Raw genomic sequence first — 20353 nt, forward strand, 5'->3', positions numbered from 1 at the left:
AAATTTTCAAATAACACTAAACTACAAAAAAATATATCCGATAATAAGAATAGAGTAAGTACTGGAGGACGATAAAAATGGATGTTAAAGGGATTGGATCTCATAATATAATTAATGTATATAATAAAAATGCTAATAATAAGGTGGTTTCTAAGGAAGTTATAAAACAGTCAACAGACAGGATAGAAATTTCTAGTCTGGGTAAAAGCTTAACAGATTTTTCTCTAGAAGGTTTAAGTATTAATGATCCTTCTAAGATTGCAGAGCTTAAGAATAAGGTGGAAAGTGGAAATTATAATGTAGATGCAAAGTTAACAGCTAAGAGTATGATAAATTATATTAAGGAGACTAAAATCAAATGATAAATAATTTAACAGGTACTTTAAGTTTGGAAAAAGAAAGTTTGCAGAATTTATTATCTTTACTAGAAGAGCAGTATATGTTAATTATGAAAAAACAATTATTTGAACTCGAGGATATAGTAGGAAAAATAAAGCTTTGCAATAAAGATATTGCAGAGCATGAAGTTAGTCGTAGAAAAATAGTTGGACCGAAAAGTATGAAAGATATTGTAGAGAATAGCAATAATCCACACTTAAATTCTGAATATAAAGATATAAAAAAGCTAATTGAAGTAGTAAGAATGCAAAAGGACACTAATGAGCTATTAATAAGACAACAGATTGGATTTAATGCTCAGATATTAAACATAATTAATCCAAGAAGAGAAATAAAGACGTATAATTCTTATGGAAATTTATCTAAATAGGAGGAAAAAAGATGTCAGGATTATTTTCTACATTTAATATAGGAAGAAGTGGATTAAATACAGCCCAAACTACAATAGATGTAACATCTCATAATGTAGCTAACGTAAATACTGAAGGCTATTCTAGGCAACGAGCTGAAATAATAACTTCAAGACCTGCTAACGCAACAGTAGGCCAAGTTGGAACTGGATCTCAGGTTCAAGCTATAGAAAGGGTAAGAGACTCATTCTTAGACTATCAGGTCAGAGGAGAATCAAGCGCACAAGGACAAGCGGATGTACGAAATGATATGTTATATCAAGTTGAGAATATATTTAATGAACCTTCAGATACAGGAATATCAAGTCTTATGGGAAAATTCTTTGATGGATTTCAAGAACTTTCTAAGCAATCTCAAAATTCAAATGCAAGAACAGTTGTTGCACAACAAACTTTAGCTTTAACAGATGCCCTTAATCATGCAGCTACAAAGCTAGATGAGTTAAAGAGTAATGCACAGATGCTACTTAAGGCAAATGTTACAGATGTTAATAGTATGCTAGACCAAATAAATTCACTTAATAAGGAAATTATGAGTGTAGAAACAGCGGGACAAACTCCGAATGACCTTATGGACAACAGAGACAAGCTTCTAGATGAATTAAGTTATAAGTTCGGTATAAAAGTAGAAAGTGCAGTATTTCAAGGAGCAGATGTAAAGGCCACTGATGCAGGAGGGATGAAGAGTGCAAATCTTGTATCATCATCTCCAAATACTGATGTAGCCAGATTTTCATATATTAGTTCTATTGAGGAAGACCCTAATTCTCTTAATACACAAGTAATTACGTATTACAAGTTAGGAGATATGAGTAATGAAAAAAACAAGCAAATAATTAGAGTTACAGGGTTAAGTGCTGAAGAAATCCAAAAAATCAGTGAAACCAGAGTCTTATGGGCAGATGAGAGTGGACAAGTAACTAAAGCTGATGGATATCCAATCAAGGATAATGATATTATATTAGCATCGGAATTAATGGTATTTACTCCAAAGAGTGGGGAAATCTCGGGGAATATTTCAGTTCAGGCAGATATAGAAAATTATAATGATCAATTAGACAAGCTAGCAATGTCAATTGCATTTTCAGTAAATGCTATTCATAGTGGATTAGCTAATCCAATAAATACAGGGGGAGACCCAGAGATAGATAATGTCCCTTTCTTTGTTAATAGTGATATTGCTCAATATGACTCTAATAATAATTTAATAAATGTATTAGAAACCTTAAATGGAGAATCTGGAATAAGTGCTAAGAATATAACTATTAGTAAGGAAATTCTAGAAGATGTAATGAAGATAAAGACAAAAACTCATGATAGTGATTATGGATATACTTCAGAAAACGAAGTTGACGGAGAAGGCGATGGAGCTAGAGCGTTAGCCATAGCACAATTAAGGGATACTCAATTAAAAGTACAATCATTTGGAGTAACAATATTATCTAGGTCGGATATGTTTAATACCTCAAAGGGTGGCACAACTCTGAGTAATCATGGTATGGACATAGCAAGTGATACAAGTGGTATGCAATTAGATTCATATTACATGGATCAAATTGATAAACTTGGAATACAAGCTCAAGAAGCATCTAGAATTTCTGAAAATCAGGAAACTTTAGTAGGACAACTTGAAAATAACAGAGAATCTGTATCAGGAGTATCATTAGATGAAGAAATGGCGAACCTTATACAGTTCCAACATGCCTATTCTGCAAATGCAAAGATTATATCAACCATTGATGAACTTCTAGATGTTGTTATAAATGGGTTAAAGAGATAAAAAATTAAAGTAGAGGAAGTGAAATTATGAGAATAACAAATAAAATGATGTCGAATAACTATTTAAGAGATATGAATAGTAACTTAAAAAGTCTAGATAAAATAAATGAGCAAATGGCTACAGGCAAAGTTATGAGTAGGCCCTCTGATAATCCGTTTAAGGTTGCTAGGAGTATGCAGCTGACTACAGATATTAATGCTAATAAGCAATATAACGATAATATAAAGGATGCTACAAATACATTAGACTCAACGGATCAAGCAGTATATCAAGCAACAAATGTACTGCAAAGAGTTAGAGAACTTATGGTTTCATCAGGAAATGCAGCCTATGGTAGTAATGAAAGTAAAGCAATCTTTGATGAAATAAAAGAGAGAGTATCTGAGCTAGGTCAGGTTTTAAATACAAATTTCGATGGGAAATATATCTTTGGTGGGACAAAATCTTCATCAAAGCCAGTAGATATAACTACTAATGCCGTTACTGGGAGTAATGACATTACTTTCGTAGATAAAGATGGAGGCAAGTTAGATATTAACAGTGCTGATCCAAGTGTAATTAATCAGCTAAATAATATTGGAGCTGATTTAAGTGTTGAAGTATCTCAAGGGGTTAAAATGAATTACAATGTTAATGCTTTAGATATTTTGTCCTTTAATGATTCAGAGGGTAATAATGTGAATGTTATGGAGTTACTTTCTCAAATTCAAACAAACTTAATTACAACTAATGAATCAGATAGAAGCAAAGTCTGTAATGAGAATTTAGAAAGTCTAGATAGTGTTATCTCTAATTTATTGACAAAAAGGTCAGAGATAGGAGCAAAACAAAATAGAATGGAATCTGCTCTAGAAAAAAATGAGGACGAAAGCTATAATATGACAGAAATATTATCTAAAACTGAAGATATTGATTTTACAGAAAAAAGTATAGAATATAGCATGGCTCAAACAACATACACGGCAGCATTACAAGTAAGTGCTAAGATATTACCAGCAACTTTGCTAGATTATTTATAAAGGGGTGTTATTATGAAAATTACTTTTAATAAAGGAATACTTGGATTACAAGAATATAAGGAATTTGATTTAGTAGATCTAGAAGGATTAGAACCTTATAAAATGTTAAAATCCGTTGAGGATAAAGAAATTGGATTAGTTGTTGGTTCACCTTTTGAAATGGATTTAGGATATGAAGCTAAAATTCCAAAAGAAACTCTAGAACATCTGCAAATATCCTCACAGGAAGATGTTTTGATTTTTACAACTATTAATGTGAATTCTGATGTAAGTAAGATTACAACAAACCTAAGGGCTCCAATTATTATAAATGTTAAGAAATCCTTAGGAGAACAAATAATTTTAAATAATGAAATTTACAAAATAAAGCATCCTATGTATAAGGGGTGAAGATAAATGTTAATTATTACGAGAAAAGAAGGAGAGTCCTTTTTAATAGGTGATGATATTGAAATTACTATAACTAAGGTAGCTGATGGTAATGTAAAAATAGGAATAGAGGCACCTAAAGAGATGTTAATACTTCGAAAAGAACTATATAAAGAGGTAGAAAATGAAAATAGAAATTCAGCAAAATTTGATTTAAGTTTATTAAAAGTATTAAAAAAATAGGAGGAAGGATAAGTGGAAATAAAGGTTACTGGTCAAGGAAGGCAAAATAACCTAAATACTGGGGGTTATGAAATATCATTACCTCAAAATAACATGGAAGTTACAAAAGATGTTAAAAACTACTACAAACAAGAAGAACCGTATACTGAGAAAGATTTGCAAAAGGCAGTAAATAAACTAAACAACTTTTTAAAGGATGAAAGTACTCATGCTGAATATTCTGTTCATGATAAGTTTAATATCATTTTAATTAAAATAATAGATGATAAAACTAAAGAAGTGATAATGGAAGTGCCACCTAGAAAGATCCTTGATATGGTGGCTAAAATGTGCGAACTTGTCGGAATAGTATTCGATAAGAGGGCATAAAGAATATGACTATACAACTAAATAGAGTCCATGTAGAAATAAGAGAAAACTTAAGGGCCGAAGTTAAAGATGATATTGTTAGTAAAAAAATTCAACTAGATATTGATAATAAGATGAAAAAACCTTTTGTCGAAACAAAAAATGACGATAAAGATAAAAAGAAAAAGTTTTTCACCATCAATGGAATAAAAAGTAATAAAAAGAATATAGAAGTTGAAGCGGAAATTAGGCATGAAGAATTTAAAGAGACTTCTACAGGCATATTTATAGATAAGATGAAATAGGAGGCGGCATATGAATTCCAATGGATACAGTATATACAAAAATAATAGCGTTAATTATGCATCTAAAGATCAGTTGCTTTTAATGTTATTAGATGGAGCAGTAAGATTTGCAAAAAGAGCTGAATTAGCCCTGCAGGAAAATGATGTAAAGAAAACTCATGAAAATTTGGTGAAAACTCAAGATATATTTACAGAACTTATGGTGACATTAGATACAGATGCAGGAGAGTGGGCAAAGCAAATATTTAGAGTTTATAGATTTATAAATGAAAAATTAATTGAGACGAATATGAAAAAGGATATAAAAATATTGCAAGAAACAATACCTTTAATTCAAGATATAAGAGATATATGGTATGAGGCTCAAGGGAAAAATAAAGCTTCAGGACAATAAAAAAGGAGGAATGTTATTATGACTACCAGAATTACAGGACTTGCGACAGGGCTAGATGTTGATGCTATTGTAAAAAGTTCTATGCTTAAATATACAATGAAAGTAGATACAGCAAAACAAAAACAAGAAGTACTAGAAATTAAACAAAAATTATATAGAGATGTTATTACTAGCGGAAAGGATTTTTATAATAAATATTTTGATATAGCTAAGGGTGATAGCTTGTTAAATACTAAAAGTTATTCTTCTGTTAGCTTTGAGTCTACTGATGCATCTGTAGCTACAGCTACAGGTACATCAAGTGCTGTTAAAGATAATTATGAGGTCACAGTAAGTAGCCTTGCATCAGCTGCAAAAAAGTCGTTTTCAGCCGCTGAATTAAGTGGAGATCAGCCTATTATGGTTACTTACAATGGAAAAACTGTCACTATTCCTACAGCTGATATGACGGGTAAGACAGAACCGGAAAGAGCTAAAGTTATTAATACCGCGTTAAGTACAATAGGCTTAAAGGCTAGTACTTCTGATTTTACTGCAGGTATTCTTATAGAATCAGCTACAACGGGTGCGCTTATAGGAACAGCAGAAAATAGTTTTACTGGAACAATTGGTGGAGTTGCTTTCTCTAAGTCTGATGTTGGAACAAATCTACAAGCTGCAGTTACAAGCTCTAAAGGGACCGTTACTTATGATGGCACTGGTGAACCGGTATCTGCAAGTAATACTATAACTTTAGATGGGGTACAATTTTCACTTAATGCTGTAGGAACAACAACTGTTAGTGGGAAAATTGATGTTACAGAAACTAAGGATAAATTGGTGAATTTTGTTAATGATTATAACACCTATATAGAAAAGTTAAATACACTAGTTATGGATACCCATGATAGAAGTTATACACCTTTAACAACTGAGCAGAAAGAAGCTATGTCCGAGGATGAGATTACGCTATGGAATGCAAAGGTTGAAAAAGGTCAATTAACAAGAGATAGTGATTTAAGTAGAATAGTAAATAGTTTGAAAAGTTCTATGGCAAGTTCCGTAAGTGGGATAAGTTCAATTCTAGAGAAGATAGGAATTACTCCTGTAGAAGATTATCAAACTCCTAAAAATGGAACATTTACTATTGATGATAGTAAATTAACAACAGCATTAGAGGCGAATCCACAGGAGATTATGAAATTATTTATTCAAGTACCTGAATCTGACACATTAAGTGATTCAGAAAAATTCAGCCAAACAGGAATTCTATATAGAATGAAGGACATTTTAAATAATGAATTTGTATCATCAACAAATTCTCCTCTTATAAATAAGGCTGGAATAATGGGAACAGCATCTTTTACCCAAAGTTCTTTATCTAAAAGTATATCGGATTATAAATCAAAGATAACTGAGATGGAAACAGCTTTAGCTACTAGAGAGCAAGCTTTTTATTCCAAATATGCTAAACTTGAGGTTCTGATGAATAATTTTAATACTCAACAGTCCAGCTTAGCATCAATGTTAGGAACTTCGTCATGATAAATGAAATCTTAAGAAGCTATGGTGAAACAACAAAAAAAATTATATCATTTTTAGAGGTCGATAAAGATGTGGATGAATTGATGGAAAAAAGAGAAATGATCCTAAAGGAATTAGATGGGTTAAAGTATACGTCTGATGAAAAATTGGAGTGTTATAAGGCTTTAGAATTAGAAGAGTTAGACAAAATCTTTGAGTCTACCATTAAAGGTAATATGTTAAAGCTTAAAGAGAAAATAAAAGATGCTCAAAATAGAAAAGCTGCTTACACTAGTTATTCTTCTAATGATACACAAGGGAGTTTGTTTGCTAGGAAAGTTTAGAATATGTATAGAGGTTTGAAATATTGAAACGAATAGGATATTGTAAAGAGCACATGCAAACAGTTGAGAGTTGAAAATTGAGAGTAGAGAGTTGGGAGAGTGACTTTTTATTTTGATATTTAGGCTTGAGTTTATTTGAAATCAACAGTTTAGTTGGAAGAAAAATACTTGAGAAAATATTTTGAATTAGGTATAAAGTTCTGAAATATCGAAACGAATATAATAGTGTAGAGGATGAATAGTTGAGAGTTGAAGATTGAGAGTGGAGAGTTGAGGAATTGGCTTTTGTAGCTTGAAATTTATACTTAAAGTTATGTAGAATCAACAGTTTGGTTGGAAGAAAAATACTTGAAAAATATTTTAAAATAGGTATAAAGTTCTCGAATATCGAAACGAATATAGTAGTGTAGAGGATGAATAGTTGAGAGTTGAAGATTGAGAATGGAGAGTTAAGGAATTGGCTTTTCTGAATTGGGATTTATACTTAAAGTTATTTAGAATCAACAGTTTGGTTGAAAGAAAAATACTTGAAAAATATTTCAAATTAGGTATAAAGTTCTCAAATATCAAACCGAATATAATAGTGTACAGAGAATATGAAAGTTAAGATAATTCTCAATTAAAAAGCTAGTAGGCTCAAAGAGCTTAACTATAGATAGTGGACAAGGAAGTTCACTTTAAAAATCAAGGAGGAAATTATTATGATTATAAACCACAATTTAGGTGCAATGAACGCTAACAGAAACATGGGTATTAACGCAAGTAATGCTAGCAAATCAATGGAAAAACTTTCATCAGGTCTTAGAATTAACAAAGCTGGGGACGATGCAGCAGGTCTTGCTATATCAGAAAAGATGAGAGGACAAATCAGAGGATTAGATCAAGCTTCAGCTAATGCTCAAGACGGTATTTCCATGATTGGAACTGCTGAAGGTGCGTTAAACGAAACTACTTCAATTCTTCAAAGAATGAGAGAACTTGCAGTGCAAGGTGCTAATGATACTAATACAACTGAAGATAGAACACAAATACAAAAAGAAATGAATCAGTTAACTTCAGAAGTAAGCAGAATTGGTAATCATACTGAGTTTAATACTCAATCATTACTTGATGGTAAATCAGGAGTTGTAACATCAGCGGCATCAGGAACATCAGCATCATCAGCATTTACGTTCCAAATTGGTGCAAATCAAGACCAACAATTTACTGCTAACATTAGCGATATGCGTTCTTCTGCTTTAGGAATAGCAGGAACAGCAGGAGGTGCTACAGCAGTTTCTGGCGCTTCTTTCGTTGCCAGTGGAGGTGATAGTTTGTCAGATGTTTCAACAGCTGGTGAAACAGCACTTGATATATCTGATTCAACAAAAGCTACAGCTGCGATTAAAGTTCTTGATGCAGCTACAGCATCAGTATCAGCAGAAAGAGCTAAACTTGGTGCTTATTCAAATAGATTAGACCACACAATAGCTAATTTAGGTACATCAAGCGAAAACTTAACAACAGCTGAATCAAGAATTAGAGACGTGGACATGGCAAAAGAAATGTCTACATTCTCAAAGAATAATATTCTTAATCAAGCTGCTCAAGCTATGCTTGCACAAGCTAACCAACAACCACAACAAGTTCTTACATTATTAAGATAATTGAAGAATTTATAAAAACAAAAAAGAACTGGAGATTAAATTCTTTGGTTCTTTTTTTGTGGAAAAATATGTTTTAAAAGTTCAATAAATAAAAAGTCCTAAAGAATATTAATTTTCGTACGATAATTATATGATTAAGTAAAATATAAAGGTAGGATAATATGAAGGATGCTATAAATTCCATTGAAGAAATTCGAAATTTAATTTTTGATTTTGATATAAAAATTGCTATGAACAAGGTTTCAAAACTTATTGAAGATTTAATTTTAATCAGCAGTAACTTAAGTCAGCCAAAAACAAACAAATTTATGAGTATAATCACGTTAATGAATATTGCTTTAGGCAACAAGGATTATCTATTATATAGTGATATTTTAAAATATGAATTAAGGCCTTTTCTAGAGCAGGAGGAAAAATCATGAATATATATGAAAAGAACTTAGAATTTTTCAGACAAAATATACATAGCATATATGAGTGTTTAATGCTTGAAAAGTCAAGATATGATTCAAAGATTAATATTATAAACGATTCATTGAATTTATGTGTAGAGAATGAAGGGAAGAAGTGCTTTGTGCATAGTACATATAATACTGAAAGCGAAAATTGTAGTATGTTTTCTTCTATAGATAAAGATGTAGAGAAAATAGTTATTTTTGGATTTGGCGTTGGTAAATGTATAAATTATATTTGTGATAAGTTTGAAAATTTAAGAAATATAACTATAATAGAACCTGATTTAAATATTTTTAAAGTTATGCTTAATTATGTTGATGTATCTGAATTAAGTAACAAAATTGGTACTATTACCTTTATAATAAATAAGACAAAAGAAGAAGCTACTAAAATATTATGGAATTGTCTAAAAGAAAATCTTACGCAAAAAGTTGAATTAACATATAATATATCGTATAGAAGCTTATATCCGGAATATTTTGTACATATAAACAATAGAATTACAAGTAATATAAAAAATTTCGTAATAAATATGGCTACCAATGATTTTTTTCTTTTTAATTGGGCTGAAAATATAATAAAAAACAATAAACATTGTGCCCCTTTTCTTGGAAATCTTTCAGGTGAATTCAAAGATATACCAGTTATATTAGTTTCAGCAGGTCCATCTTTAAATTATAATATACAATATTTAAAACAAGTAAAGAATAAGGCTGTAATTATAGCGCTTGGTTCTGCTATTAAAATACTAGATAGTAATGGTATAATTCCACATTTTCGGTTAGCCTTTGATGGTAGTGATAATGAAAGAAATATATTCAAAAATATAGATACAGAAGCATCTGTACTGATTTTTTCGGATATGTTAAACTACAATATTCTAAATGAATACAAGGGAAATAAATTGAGAATGGTTTTAAATACTGACTATATAAGTCAGTACATTCAATCTAAGATTCATGATGATAATTATATTTTTGAATGTGGATTTTCTGTAGCAAATGTTGCGTTAGATGTTGTTATTAAACTTGGATTTAGTAAAGTAATATTTATAGGTCAAGACTTATGTTATACAGATGGGAACATTCATGCAAAGGGCACATGGATACAAGAAAATGAATATGTGGATTTTAATGGAATTGAATATATAAAGACAATTAACGTAATTGGTGAAACGGTTTATACAGATAATAAGTTTTTAGGTATGAGAGATATGTTAGAACATAAAATTAAAAGCAATAGTGGGATTACATTTGTTAATGCTACAGAAAAAGGTTTGAATATAGAAGGAACTGTAAATAAAACTTTTCTTCAGGCGATGAAAGATGCTGTAACTAATGAATTTAATATTGATCATGTATTAAATAAAGTATTTGGTGAAGAGAATGAGGATAATAATATTGAAAAGTTAGAAGTTGTAAATTCAACTTTGATTAATGAATTAAAAGATTCGATTAAGATTAATGATTATAGACTTAAAAAATTAAAAAAGTTAAACAAATACTACGAAAAAGGATTAGGAATAGGCAAATTGAATATAGAGCTTAAATATATTAAAACTATAGAAAGCGAATTAGAAAATAGTAGCTTTTATAAAAAAGCAGTAAAACCTATGATATTTAATAAAATTAAAACTATATTTATGAACTATGCCTATAATGGTAAGGATGAAAAAATATTATTAGAAAAGAATATAAGGGCGCTATTAGGCCAAACAATAGTAGTAAAAGAGTATCTAAGTTTTATATTAAATCTATTACAAGAATAAAATATATTAATATCTTAAGGAATGATGATTAATGAATAAAAATATTGAACAATTATTAATTAAAAAGAACTGTACTATAAAAGCTGCACTAGAGATAATTAATAATGGAGCTAAGGGAATTGTATTAGTTATCGATGAAGGTAATAAGCTGATTGGAACTATAACTGATGGGGATATAAGAAGAGCTTTGTTAAAAGGATTTAAGCTAGAAGAAAGCTTAGAAGAATTTATTCATTATAATCCTGTAGTAGCCTATAATAATATGAGTAGGGAAGAAATAAAGGATATATTTATTAAAAAGGCTGTAAAACAAATTCCGATTTTAAATAAAGATGGAAAAGTTGAGAAAATATTAGATATAAATGATTTACTCCTTCCAGAGGGAAAGGAAAATTTTGTGATAATAATGGCAGGGGGACTAGGGACAAGGCTTAAAGAACTTACAGAAGAAGTACCAAAACCAATGTTAAAGGTAGGACGAGATCCGATTCTTCAACACATAATAAATAATTATAAACAATATGGATATAATAAAATATTACTTTCTGTTAACTATAAAGCGGAAATTATAGAAAATTATTTCCAATCAGGGTACGCTTATGGTGTTAAAATTGATTATGTAAAAGAAACAAAAAGGCTTGGTACTGGTGGAGGTATTAAGCTAGCTAGTGAGTATATAGATAAACCTTTTTTTGTAATCAATGGTGATATATTTACTAATTTAAATGTAGATAACATGATGGATTTTCATGTCAATAACAAATTCGATTTGACTGTAGGTGTTAGAAAACATACTTTTCAGATTCCTTATGGGGTAATAGATTCAGAAGAGAGTATTATTAATGGAATTGAAGAAAAACCTACTAAAGAATATTTGATAAATGGTGGTATCTATTGTATAAATCCAGATATTATTGACTATATTCCTGAGGATGAATACTACGAAATAACCGAATTAATAAATAAATGTATAAAGCAAGGTAAAAAAGTAGGTAGTTATGAAATAAAAGAATATTGGATGGACATAGGTAAAATAGAAGACTATCATAAAGTAAATGAAGATATTTATGATTTACTCTGCTTAGATAAAGAAGGTGGAAATAATGATAAATAATAAAAGCATTCTCGCTATAATTCCAGCTAGAGGTGGTTCTAAGGGGATACCAAGAAAGAATATTAAGCTTTTGAATGGTAAACCCTTAATTTCTTACACTATAGAGGAAGCATTGAAAAGTAAATATATTGATAGAGTTATAGTATCTACTGATAATGAAGAAATTGCTAACATTAGTAAGTCTTATGGTGCGGAATGCCCATTTTTAAGGCCTATAGAGTTAGCACAAGATGATTCAACTACCATGGATACCATATTATATAATATAAATGAGTTAAAAGAAAAATTTGATTACATTTGTTTACTACAATGTACATCACCTTTAAGAAATGCTGAAGATATAAATAAAACTATAGAAAGGGTTATTGAAACAGATTCAGATTCAATTATATCTGTTTGTGAATCACAAGATAATCCTTATTGGACAACTGTAATAGAACAAGAGAAACTTAAGTTTTTATTGATAAATGGAGAAAAAATAAAGAGAAGACAGGAACTTCCTACTACATATAAGGTTAATGGATCCATTTATTTAATGAAAACTCATATTTTGATGAGTGAAAAAAAATTATTCACTGATAATACTGTTGCATATATTATGAGTCAGGAACATTCCGTTGATATAGACACATTATTAGATTTCAAATTTGCAGAAGTATTAATTCGAGAAAGGAATGATAATAATGCGTAAAATTGCTGTGGTTACATCAACAAGAGCAGAATTTGGGTTATTGTTAAATGTTTTAAAAAAAATCACTGATGATGATGAACTTCAACTTCAACTTATCGTTACAGGAACACACCTTTCACATTTGTATGGTTATACTATTGATGAAATAAAAGATACTGGGCTAGAAGTAGTTCAAAGCATTCCAATGCATATAGATGCAGATAGTAGTGAATCCGCTGGAATTTCTATGGGAAGTTTGATGATTTGTCTTTCTCAAACTTTTGAAAGGATAAGACCTGATTTATTAATTATAATTGGTGATAGATATGAGATATTATCTGTAGCATCAATAGCGACGGTTATGAATATACCAATTGTCCATATTGCTGGTGGAGAGATTACTGAAGGAGTTATTGATGAACAGATTAGGCATGCAGTAACTAAATTGGCACATATTCATTTTGTGTCCTGTAATGAATTTTTAAACAATGTTATAAATATGGGAGAAGAAGAGTGGAGAGTATTTAATGTAGGTGCACTAGGTATAGAAAATGTAAAAAATATCGAATATTTGTCAGCAGAACAATTTGAGGAAATAATAAAATTTAAAATTGATAAAACTACATTACTAGTAACTATGCATCCAACAACTTTTGATATAAGTGCAAATGTAAAACAAATTGATAACCTTATTGATGCATTAAAATTCATAAATAAGAAGACTATAATAACGTATCCCAATAATGATTTAGGCAATGAATATATTATTATGAAGATAAATGATTTTGCAAAAAATAATAAAAATGTTTTTGTGACTAAGAGTTTAGGAATTGTAAAATATTTAAGCGTTATGAAGCTATGCGGAGTTGTTGTAGGTAATTCGTCTAGCGCAATAACTGAGGCACCATATCTCAAAATACCTGTTGTAAACATTGGAGATAGACAAAAAGGTAGGTTGTTTGCAGATAATATAATTCAATGCAACTATAAAAGTGAAGAGATAATTGAATGTATAAATTTAGCATTATCGAATGAATTCCAAAAAGAGGCTATTAATGCCATTAGTTTATATGGTGATGGTGATTGTAGCAAAAAAATAGTTAAAATATTAAAGGATGTTAAGATTAATGATAAATTATTAAGAAAAAAATTAGTGTGGAGGTAAATATGTCAGTTTTTATTGTAGCTGAAGCAGGTGTTAATCATAATGGTAGCATAGACATAGCAAAAAAAATGATAGATGAAGCTGCAAAAATGGGAGTAGATGCTATTAAATTTCAAACTTTTATAACCGAAAAGATTGCTAGTGTATATGCTAAGCAAGCAAAATATCAATCTGAAAATACAAGAATAAAAGAAACACAATTCGAAATGTTAAAAAAGTTAGAGTTATCTCAAAGTGAATTTAAAGAATTGAAAATATATTGTGATAATAAAGAGATAGTTTTCTTATCTACGGCAGCTGATAATGATAGTGTGGATTTCCTTGTGGATATAGGCGTAAAAGCAATAAAATTAGGTTCAGGGGAAGTCACAAATCTAAAATTAATAGAATATGTTTCAAAAAAAGGAATACCGATCATTTTGTCCACAGGTATGAGTAATTTAGGCGAAGTTGAGAAGGCACTTAATGTAATTGATTCGAATGGAAACTGTGATATTACATTATTACATGCTACAACTAATTATCCAACAGATTATAAAGAAGCGAATATAAGAGCAATGGTAACTTTAAAGGATGCTTTCAAAAGAAATGTGGGATACTCTGATCATACTATTGGCGTTGAAGCAGCCATCATAGCTACAACGTTGGGGGCTACTATTATTGAAAAACATTTTACTTTAGACAGCAAAATGGAGGGTCCGGATCATAGAGCGTCATTAAATGTTGAGGAGTTTAAAAACTATATTAAAAGTATACGAAACACAGAAATTTTGATTGGGAACGGTATAAAAAGACCGACTGTTAGTGAAATTTCTATAATGAATAATGTAAGAAGGAGTATTGTAGCAAGAAGAGACCTAAAGACTGGAGATATTATAACTGAAAATGATATAGAATATAAAAGACCTGGAACAGGAATTTATCCTGAGTTTTTTAGTATTATTTTAGGTAGAAAAATTAAGAAAGATATAAAAAAAGATCAAGTAATTGTATGGGATGATATTTAAAATTGGGAGATTATAATGAAAACAATATTAATAATTGGTGCAGGTGGTTTTGCTAGAGAAGTAAAATGGCTAATAGACGAAATAAATAAATCTAGTTCACAATGGGAATTTATGGGATATTTTGATGAAAAATGGAATGTGGAAGAAAAGAAGTTACTCGGATATAAAGTTTATACAAATATAATCGAACTATTAGATTATAAGCAAAAGATTTATGTGGTTTGTGCAATTGGAGATTCAATATTAAGGAAAAAAGTTATTGAAGAATTACAAGTATATGGTTTTAAATTTGCAACTATAATTCACCCTAATGTATTAAAATCTGATTATGTAACATTTGAAGAAGGTTGTATAATTTGTGCTAATAATATATTTACTACTAATATAAAAGTAGGTAAGCATGTTATATTTAATTTATCCTGTACAACAGGTCATGATGTTAATATTAATGATTATGTTACAGTATTTCCATCAGTGAGTATTTCAGGTGGTGTAAACATTGGTGCTGCTTCTAGTATAGGAACAAAGTCAGCAATCATACAGGGGAAAAACATTGGACATAATGTAACTATTGGAGCTGGAGCTGTTGTAATAACAGATATACCTGATAATTGTACAGCAGTAGGAATGCCAGCAAAACCTATAAAATTCAAATAAGAATAGTTAATATATATTGAAAGAGGGAATGAGCATGAATTTAAAAGGTAAAAAAGTTTTAATTACTGGCTCAGAAGGTTTTATAGGAAGTCATCTAACGGAAAGACTTCTAGAACTTGGAGCTGATGTAACAGCTCTTGTTCAATATAATTCTTTTAATAGTTGGGGTTGGATAGATACTTTAGATGAAAATATCAAGAATAATATTAATGTAGTTACTGGAGATGTAAGAGAATATGATGGTATGAAAAGAATGATTAAGGGTCAAGAGGTAGTATTTCATCTTGCGGCACTTATAGCTATTCCATATTCATATCAATCTCCTATGTCTTATATACGTACAAATATTGAAGGAACTGCGAATGTACTTGAAGCTTGTAGGGAATACGATGTTCAAAAAATAGTACATACATCAACTTCAGAAACTTACGGTACGGCTTTGTATGTACCAATTGATGAAAATCATCCTATGCAAGGTCAATCACCATATTCTGCATCCAAAATAGGTGCTGATAAAATAGCTGAAAGTTATTATAGAAGTTTTAATACGCCTATAGCAACTATAAGACCTTTTAATACATATGGACCAAGGCAATCAGCAAGAGCAGTAATTCCAACTGTTATATCACAGATTTTAGCAGGTAAAACTGAACTTAAACTTGGAAGTCTAACACCAACTAGAGATTTTAATTATGTAAAAGATACGGTAGAAGCGTTTATAAAGATTGCAGAAAGTGATAAAACTATTGGTGAGGTTATTAATGCAGGGTCAAATCATGAAATTAGCATAGGTGATTTAGTTAATAAAATAATTAAATTGTCTAAGAGAAATGTAAGGATAGTATGTGATAATGATAGATTAAGACCGGAAAAAAGTGAAGTTAACAGGTTATGGGCGGATAATAATAAAATAAAACAATTAACAACTTGGGAACCACAGTATAGTTTAGATGAGGGTTTAAATGCTACTATAGCTTGGATAGAAAAAAATATGAAGTACTTTAAAACAGATGTCTATAATGTTTAGAAAATAAATATAGATACTTAGTTACTACAATGATACTGAAAGTTATTTTGGAAATACGAGGAGTGAACAAAATGACCCCAAATGAAATATTTAATGAAATAGAAAGTAAAGTATTAAAGTTAATGGAAAATAAAGAATTTAAGGAAGTACATTCTTTAATCAGAAACTTTCAACTTGGACTATATTCAATGCAAACAGTTGTATTGGTAAATGAAAAAAAATATTCTGAGGCAGAAGAACTCTTAAATGTAACATTAAGAAAAGTGGGACAAACATTTGATTTGCTGTATAATTTAGGATACATATATGAGGTGACAGGTAGATTTAAGGAAGCCATTGATAAGTATAATGCTTGTATAGATTGTTGTGAAAATGAACAATTAAAGAAAGATATTAAAAAAAATGTAGATAAATTAGTAAATGAACATAATAATGAACCATTAGTTAGTGTCTGTATGCCTGTTTATAATGATGAAAAAGATATTATTAAATCAGTAAATAGCATATTAAATCAAACATATCAGAACTTTGAAATAATTATTTGTGACAACAATTCTGAAGATAAAACTTTAAAATTATTAGAGGGCATAAAAGACAAAAGAATTAGGTTGATTAAGAATGAAGAAAATATAGGCTGGATGTTAAATTCTAATAAAGTTCTTAACTTGGCGATAGGTGAATATGTAGTGACTTTACATGGTGATGATTCTTTTAAAGATACTTATATTGAGAGTGCTGTTAAAATTTTCAATATTAATGAAAATGTAGGGATAATTCATTTTATTGATGAAAATATGAAAAAAATTTGTTTTGATAATCAATCATATTTTAATAGTAAAAAGTATTATTCGAAAATTGCAAGTTTAAGATGTATGCCACCACCTACGCAAACTGCATTTAGAAGAAAAGCTTTAAGTGGCACAAATTATTATGAAAAGAATTATTGGACTTCAGAAGCAAGACTATCGATGAAAATTGCGGAACAAGGATTTGATGGATATATCGAAGGAAGATATTTATTCGAAAGGTATGGAGGAGCAGAAAAGGATAGCAGTCAGATAGATAAGCAAATTTTAAGGTTTAAACATTTATTTGAATTTTATGAAGACTATAAAATTGATAGTAGAATTAATAAAATTGACTTAGTAAATTTAAAAAACAGTGTATGTGAAAGCTTTTTAGTTATATATAGGTTTAAAAATATAAATGATTTAACTAAGAAATCATTTAAAGAGAGTAAAGAAATTTTGAAAACAGATTTAGAATTATTTGAAACAATATTTGATTATATAGTTGATGGAAATTAAGGAAATAGTGATTTTTTAATTTAAGGAGGTTAGGTTAATATGAAAGTAGTGATATTAGCAGGAGGCTTCGGAACTAGGATAAGTGAAGAGACTGAATTAAGACCAAAACCAATGATCGAAATAGGTGGAAAGCCCATACTTTGGCATATAATGAAGCTATACTCTAGTTATGGTTATAATGAATTTATAATTTGTTGTGGTCACAAAGGATATCTTATAAAAGAGTATTTTGCTAACTATTATATGCATATGAGCGACTTAACCGTGGATTTACATTCTGGAGATATAAAATATTATAATTGTAAAGCAGAACCTTGGAAAATTACTCTTATCGATACAGGAATTAACACTATGACTGGTGGAAGATTAAAAAGAGTTAGAGAATATATTGAAAATGAAACCTTTATGCTTACATATGGAGATGGGGTAGCAGATGTTAACATAAACGAACTCATAAAGTTCCATAAAAATAATTCTAATGTAGCTACGATAACAGCAGTCCAGCCATCAGGGAGATTTGGAGCATTAGATATTGATAGTAATAGTTATGTTAATACATTTATGGAAAAACCAAATGGTGATGGTGCTTGGATAAATGGAGGCTTTTTTGTATTGGAACCTGAAGTTTTTGATTGTATAAAAGATGATAGTACTATCTTTGAAAGAGAGCCTCTTGAAGGTCTTGCAAGAGATAATAAGTTAAGTGCGTATAAACATAAAGGATTTTGGAAACCTATGGATACATTAAGAGATAAGAAAGTATTGGAAAAAATGTGGGAAAGTGGTGAAGCTCAATGGGCAGTGTGGAGATAGTAGAAACGGAATTGGAAGGCGTATATATTATAAAAAATCATGTTTTTAATGATTTAAGGGGAACATTTACTAAGATATATAATGAGGATTTGTTTAATAAATTTAGTATCTGTACAGACTTTAAAGAATCTTACTATACAGTTTCAAAGAAAGATGTTATTAGAGGAATGCACTTCCAAAAACCCCCATGTGATCATAATAAATTGGTATATGTGCCAAAGGGTAAGATTACTGATGTAATACTAGATTTAAGACAAAGTTCTAGAACATATAAAAAATTTATTTCTATAGAGCTATCTGATAGCAACGGTTATTCAGTATATATTCCAAAAGGATTAGCACATGGGTTTAAGTCATTAATGGATGATACAATAGTAGTTTATCAAGTATCTACTGTTTATAATTTAGAGGGTGATAGTGGTGTTAGATGGGATAGTTTTGGAATGAGGTGGGATATACTTAATCCTATTATGTCTGATAGAGATAAATCATTTAATACAGCAGATAAATTTAATCCATTATGGTAGATTTTTAAAAATATATGGAAGGAAGATTTATATGAAAATTCTTGTTACTGGCGCATGTGGATATCTAGGTAGTTATTGTACAGAATTATTGAATGCAGAAAATAATATTGAGGTTACAATACTGTGTAGGAAAATACCTGATTATATGGTAAAGTGGTCAAAAAAATATAAAGTTATATATGGAGATATATGTGATGCAAAAATTACTGATTCTATAACAGAAAAATATGATTATGTAATACATATGGCTGCAGCAAATGAAAATATATGTAAAGAAAATCCAAGTTATGCTATTAATACTAATGTCTTTGGAACAAGAAATATGTTGGAAGTTTGTAGGAAAAATAAGATTGAAAACTTCATTTATATATCAACATTTCATGTTTATGGTCCAAGTAATAATGAAAACATAATATCTGAAAGTTCTATGATAAATCCATTAAATGATTATGGAAGCACACATTACTTTTCAGAACTGTATTGCAAACAATATTCTAATTATTATGGAATAAATTGTATAGTGTTAAGACCTTCGAATTTTCTTACAGCTCCATTATTCAAAAAAATAAATAGGTGGACGATAGTACCAAATAATTTTTGTAAACAAATAGTAGATAGTCAAAAAATAATATTAAAATCTAAAGGAAATCAAACAAGGAATTTTATGTCTGTATTAGATTTATATAATTCGCTAATAACAGTAATAAGCAATAAAATAAATGGTTGCGAAATTTTCAATGTGGGGAGTGATAATTATTATAGCATATATGAATTAGCATGTATTACTAAAGATATATATGAATATGATAACGGTGGTAAAAAAATAGATATTATATATGAATTTGATAAGAATATTAATAAGGATGAGGTATCTTCAAAATTCACATACGATATTTCTAAGCTTCAAGGTTTAGGGTACACTCCTCAAAAAGGGGTTAATTCAGAAATTAAAAGAACTATATCATATTTGAAGAATAGTGATTATTCAATTAATGATGAAATGATTGAAATAGATTAAAATTATGAAATTGAGTACTCTAAAATAATGAAATATGTTAATTTAAAAGACAAGATTATATTTA

General features: G+C 29.5%; 24 protein-coding genes. All 24 read left to right on the forward strand.

Annotated features, from left to right (window positions below; genetic code table 11):
- Positions 1 to 77 precede the first annotated feature (77 nt).
- The 24 genes from flgM (at position 78) to CLVI_RS07400 (ending at position 20289) form a co-directional block, all read left to right on the forward strand.
- A complete protein-coding gene (gene flgM / locus CLVI_RS07285; protein ID WP_106059460.1) occupies positions 78 to 362 on the forward strand; it encodes a flagellar biosynthesis anti-sigma factor FlgM in 285 nt (94 codons plus the stop codon).
- On the forward strand, positions 359 to 769 hold the full coding sequence (locus CLVI_RS07290) for a flagellar protein FlgN (protein ID WP_106059461.1): 411 nt from the start codon (positions 359 to 361) through the stop codon (positions 767 to 769). Before flgM ends, CLVI_RS07290 begins: the two co-directional genes overlap by 4 nt.
- Positions 770 to 780: 11 nt before the next feature.
- Positions 781 to 2589: a flagellar hook-associated protein FlgK gene (flgK, locus tag CLVI_RS07295; RefSeq protein ID WP_106059462.1), complete on the forward strand. Its 1809-nt coding sequence runs from the start codon at positions 781 to 783 to the stop codon at positions 2587 to 2589.
- Between the two features lie 26 nt (positions 2590 to 2615).
- Entirely contained in the window at positions 2616 to 3608 is a 993-nt protein-coding gene (gene flgL / locus CLVI_RS07300; protein WP_106059463.1) for a flagellar hook-associated protein FlgL, read from the forward strand.
- Positions 3609 to 3620: 12 nt separating this feature from the next.
- Positions 3621 to 3998: a flagellar assembly protein FliW gene (gene fliW, locus CLVI_RS07305; protein WP_106059464.1), complete on the forward strand. Its 378-nt coding sequence runs from the start codon at positions 3621 to 3623 to the stop codon at positions 3996 to 3998.
- Between the two features lie 6 nt (positions 3999 to 4004).
- The gene (csrA, locus tag CLVI_RS07310; protein ID WP_106059465.1) at positions 4005 to 4220 is read left to right on the forward strand and encodes a carbon storage regulator CsrA; all 216 of its coding nucleotides are present in this window, start codon (positions 4005 to 4007) and stop codon (positions 4218 to 4220) included.
- 12 nt (positions 4221 to 4232) lie between these two features.
- Positions 4233 to 4589, forward strand: coding sequence for a flagellar protein FlaG (locus CLVI_RS07315; RefSeq protein WP_242980606.1), 357 nt, complete (start codon positions 4233 to 4235; stop codon positions 4587 to 4589).
- Between the two features lie 5 nt (positions 4590 to 4594).
- Complete coding sequence (locus tag CLVI_RS07320; RefSeq protein WP_106059466.1) at positions 4595 to 4873, forward strand: hypothetical protein; 279 nt, start codon at positions 4595 to 4597, stop codon at positions 4871 to 4873.
- 10 nt (positions 4874 to 4883) lie between these two features.
- Complete coding sequence (gene fliS / locus CLVI_RS07325) at positions 4884 to 5267, forward strand: flagellar export chaperone FliS (RefSeq protein WP_106059467.1); 384 nt, start codon at positions 4884 to 4886, stop codon at positions 5265 to 5267.
- Between the two features lie 18 nt (positions 5268 to 5285).
- Positions 5286 to 6791, forward strand: a complete 1506-nt coding sequence (gene fliD, locus CLVI_RS07330) for a flagellar filament capping protein FliD (protein WP_106059468.1) — start codon at positions 5286 to 5288, stop codon at positions 6789 to 6791.
- A complete protein-coding gene (locus tag CLVI_RS07335; RefSeq protein ID WP_106059469.1) occupies positions 6788 to 7114 on the forward strand; it encodes a hypothetical protein in 327 nt (108 codons plus the stop codon). The genes fliD and CLVI_RS07335 overlap by 4 nt, the downstream gene beginning before the upstream one ends.
- 701 nt (positions 7115 to 7815) lie before the next feature.
- On the forward strand, positions 7816 to 8760 hold the full coding sequence (gene hag / locus CLVI_RS07340) for a flagellin Hag (protein ID WP_106059470.1): 945 nt from the start codon (positions 7816 to 7818) through the stop codon (positions 8758 to 8760).
- A gap of 161 nt (positions 8761 to 8921) precedes the next feature.
- Complete coding sequence (locus tag CLVI_RS07345) at positions 8922 to 9182, forward strand: hypothetical protein (protein ID WP_106059471.1); 261 nt, start codon at positions 8922 to 8924, stop codon at positions 9180 to 9182.
- Positions 9179 to 10984 (forward strand): motility associated factor glycosyltransferase family protein, encoded by a 1806-nt coding sequence (locus tag CLVI_RS07350; protein WP_106059472.1) that lies wholly within the window; start codon positions 9179 to 9181, stop codon positions 10982 to 10984. The genes CLVI_RS07345 and CLVI_RS07350 overlap by 4 nt, the downstream gene beginning before the upstream one ends.
- Positions 10985 to 11015: 31 nt before the next feature.
- On the forward strand, positions 11016 to 12098 hold the full coding sequence (locus tag CLVI_RS07355) for a nucleotidyltransferase family protein (protein WP_106059473.1): 1083 nt from the start codon (positions 11016 to 11018) through the stop codon (positions 12096 to 12098).
- Entirely contained in the window at positions 12088 to 12789 is a 702-nt protein-coding gene (locus tag CLVI_RS07360) for an acylneuraminate cytidylyltransferase family protein (protein ID WP_106059474.1), read from the forward strand. Before CLVI_RS07355 ends, CLVI_RS07360 begins: the two co-directional genes overlap by 11 nt.
- On the forward strand, positions 12773 to 13933 hold the full coding sequence (gene neuC / locus CLVI_RS07365; protein WP_242980608.1) for a UDP-N-acetylglucosamine 2-epimerase: 1161 nt from the start codon (positions 12773 to 12775) through the stop codon (positions 13931 to 13933). The genes CLVI_RS07360 and neuC overlap by 17 nt, the downstream gene beginning before the upstream one ends.
- 2 nt (positions 13934 to 13935) lie before the next feature.
- Positions 13936 to 14940: an N-acetylneuraminate synthase gene (gene neuB, locus CLVI_RS07370; protein WP_106059476.1), complete on the forward strand. Its 1005-nt coding sequence runs from the start codon at positions 13936 to 13938 to the stop codon at positions 14938 to 14940.
- A gap of 15 nt (positions 14941 to 14955) precedes the next feature.
- The gene (locus CLVI_RS07375) at positions 14956 to 15597 is read left to right on the forward strand and encodes an acetyltransferase (RefSeq protein ID WP_106059477.1); all 642 of its coding nucleotides are present in this window, start codon (positions 14956 to 14958) and stop codon (positions 15595 to 15597) included.
- Between the two features lie 34 nt (positions 15598 to 15631).
- Positions 15632 to 16624, forward strand: coding sequence for an NAD-dependent 4,6-dehydratase LegB (locus CLVI_RS07380; protein ID WP_106059478.1), 993 nt, complete (start codon positions 15632 to 15634; stop codon positions 16622 to 16624).
- Between the two features lie 71 nt (positions 16625 to 16695).
- Positions 16696 to 17931, forward strand: a complete 1236-nt coding sequence (locus tag CLVI_RS07385; RefSeq protein WP_170065615.1) for a glycosyltransferase — start codon at positions 16696 to 16698, stop codon at positions 17929 to 17931.
- A 39-nt stretch (positions 17932 to 17970) separates the two neighbouring features.
- The gene (gene rfbF, locus CLVI_RS07390) at positions 17971 to 18744 is read left to right on the forward strand and encodes a glucose-1-phosphate cytidylyltransferase (RefSeq protein WP_106059480.1); all 774 of its coding nucleotides are present in this window, start codon (positions 17971 to 17973) and stop codon (positions 18742 to 18744) included.
- On the forward strand, positions 18735 to 19271 hold the full coding sequence (locus tag CLVI_RS07395; protein WP_207655338.1) for a dTDP-4-dehydrorhamnose 3,5-epimerase family protein: 537 nt from the start codon (positions 18735 to 18737) through the stop codon (positions 19269 to 19271). Before rfbF ends, CLVI_RS07395 begins: the two co-directional genes overlap by 10 nt.
- Positions 19272 to 19302: 31 nt before the next feature.
- The gene (locus CLVI_RS07400) at positions 19303 to 20289 is read left to right on the forward strand and encodes an NAD-dependent epimerase/dehydratase family protein (RefSeq protein WP_106059482.1); all 987 of its coding nucleotides are present in this window, start codon (positions 19303 to 19305) and stop codon (positions 20287 to 20289) included.
- The last annotated feature ends 64 nt before the right edge of the window (positions 20290 to 20353 follow it).

The organism is Clostridium vincentii, from assembly GCF_002995745.1.
Lineage (GTDB): Bacteria > Bacillota > Clostridia > Clostridiales > Clostridiaceae > Clostridium > Clostridium vincentii.

Excerpts from the sequence above, each read along its gene's own strand:
- fliD (WP_106059468.1), top strand. The coding sequence starts at position 5,286 with ATGACTACCAGAATTACAGGACTTGCGACAGGGCTAGATGTTGATGCT.
- CLVI_RS07400 (WP_106059482.1), top strand. The coding sequence starts at position 19,303 with ATGAAAATTCTTGTTACTGGCGCATGTGGATATCTAGGTAGTTATTGT.
- CLVI_RS07290 (WP_106059461.1), top strand. The coding sequence starts at position 359 with ATGATAAATAATTTAACAGGTACTTTAAGTTTGGAAAAAGAAAGTTTG.
- CLVI_RS07335 (WP_106059469.1), top strand. The coding sequence starts at position 6,788 with ATGATAAATGAAATCTTAAGAAGCTATGGTGAAACAACAAAAAAAATT.
- fliS (WP_106059467.1), top strand. The coding sequence starts at position 4,884 with ATGAATTCCAATGGATACAGTATATACAAAAATAATAGCGTTAATTAT.
- CLVI_RS07355 (WP_106059473.1), top strand. The coding sequence starts at position 11,016 with ATGAATAAAAATATTGAACAATTATTAATTAAAAAGAACTGTACTATA.
- flgL (WP_106059463.1), top strand. The coding sequence starts at position 2,616 with ATGAGAATAACAAATAAAATGATGTCGAATAACTATTTAAGAGATATG.
- rfbF (WP_106059480.1), top strand. The coding sequence starts at position 17,971 with ATGAAAGTAGTGATATTAGCAGGAGGCTTCGGAACTAGGATAAGTGAA.
- CLVI_RS07380 (WP_106059478.1), top strand. The coding sequence starts at position 15,632 with ATGAATTTAAAAGGTAAAAAAGTTTTAATTACTGGCTCAGAAGGTTTT.
- CLVI_RS07360 (WP_106059474.1), top strand. The coding sequence starts at position 12,088 with ATGATAAATAATAAAAGCATTCTCGCTATAATTCCAGCTAGAGGTGGT.
- CLVI_RS07345 (WP_106059471.1), top strand. The coding sequence starts at position 8,922 with ATGAAGGATGCTATAAATTCCATTGAAGAAATTCGAAATTTAATTTTT.
- flgM (WP_106059460.1), top strand. The coding sequence starts at position 78 with ATGGATGTTAAAGGGATTGGATCTCATAATATAATTAATGTATATAAT.
- CLVI_RS07320 (WP_106059466.1), top strand. The coding sequence starts at position 4,595 with ATGACTATACAACTAAATAGAGTCCATGTAGAAATAAGAGAAAACTTA.
- CLVI_RS07350 (WP_106059472.1), top strand. The coding sequence starts at position 9,179 with ATGAATATATATGAAAAGAACTTAGAATTTTTCAGACAAAATATACAT.
- hag (WP_106059470.1), top strand. The coding sequence starts at position 7,816 with ATGATTATAAACCACAATTTAGGTGCAATGAACGCTAACAGAAACATG.
- flgK (WP_106059462.1), top strand. The coding sequence starts at position 781 with ATGTCAGGATTATTTTCTACATTTAATATAGGAAGAAGTGGATTAAAT.
- CLVI_RS07375 (WP_106059477.1), top strand. The coding sequence starts at position 14,956 with ATGAAAACAATATTAATAATTGGTGCAGGTGGTTTTGCTAGAGAAGTA.
- fliW (WP_106059464.1), top strand. The coding sequence starts at position 3,621 with ATGAAAATTACTTTTAATAAAGGAATACTTGGATTACAAGAATATAAG.
- neuB (WP_106059476.1), top strand. The coding sequence starts at position 13,936 with ATGTCAGTTTTTATTGTAGCTGAAGCAGGTGTTAATCATAATGGTAGC.
- neuC (WP_242980608.1), top strand. The coding sequence starts at position 12,773 with ATGATAATAATGCGTAAAATTGCTGTGGTTACATCAACAAGAGCAGAA.
- CLVI_RS07385 (WP_170065615.1), top strand. The coding sequence starts at position 16,696 with ATGACCCCAAATGAAATATTTAATGAAATAGAAAGTAAAGTATTAAAG.
- csrA (WP_106059465.1), top strand. The coding sequence starts at position 4,005 with ATGTTAATTATTACGAGAAAAGAAGGAGAGTCCTTTTTAATAGGTGAT.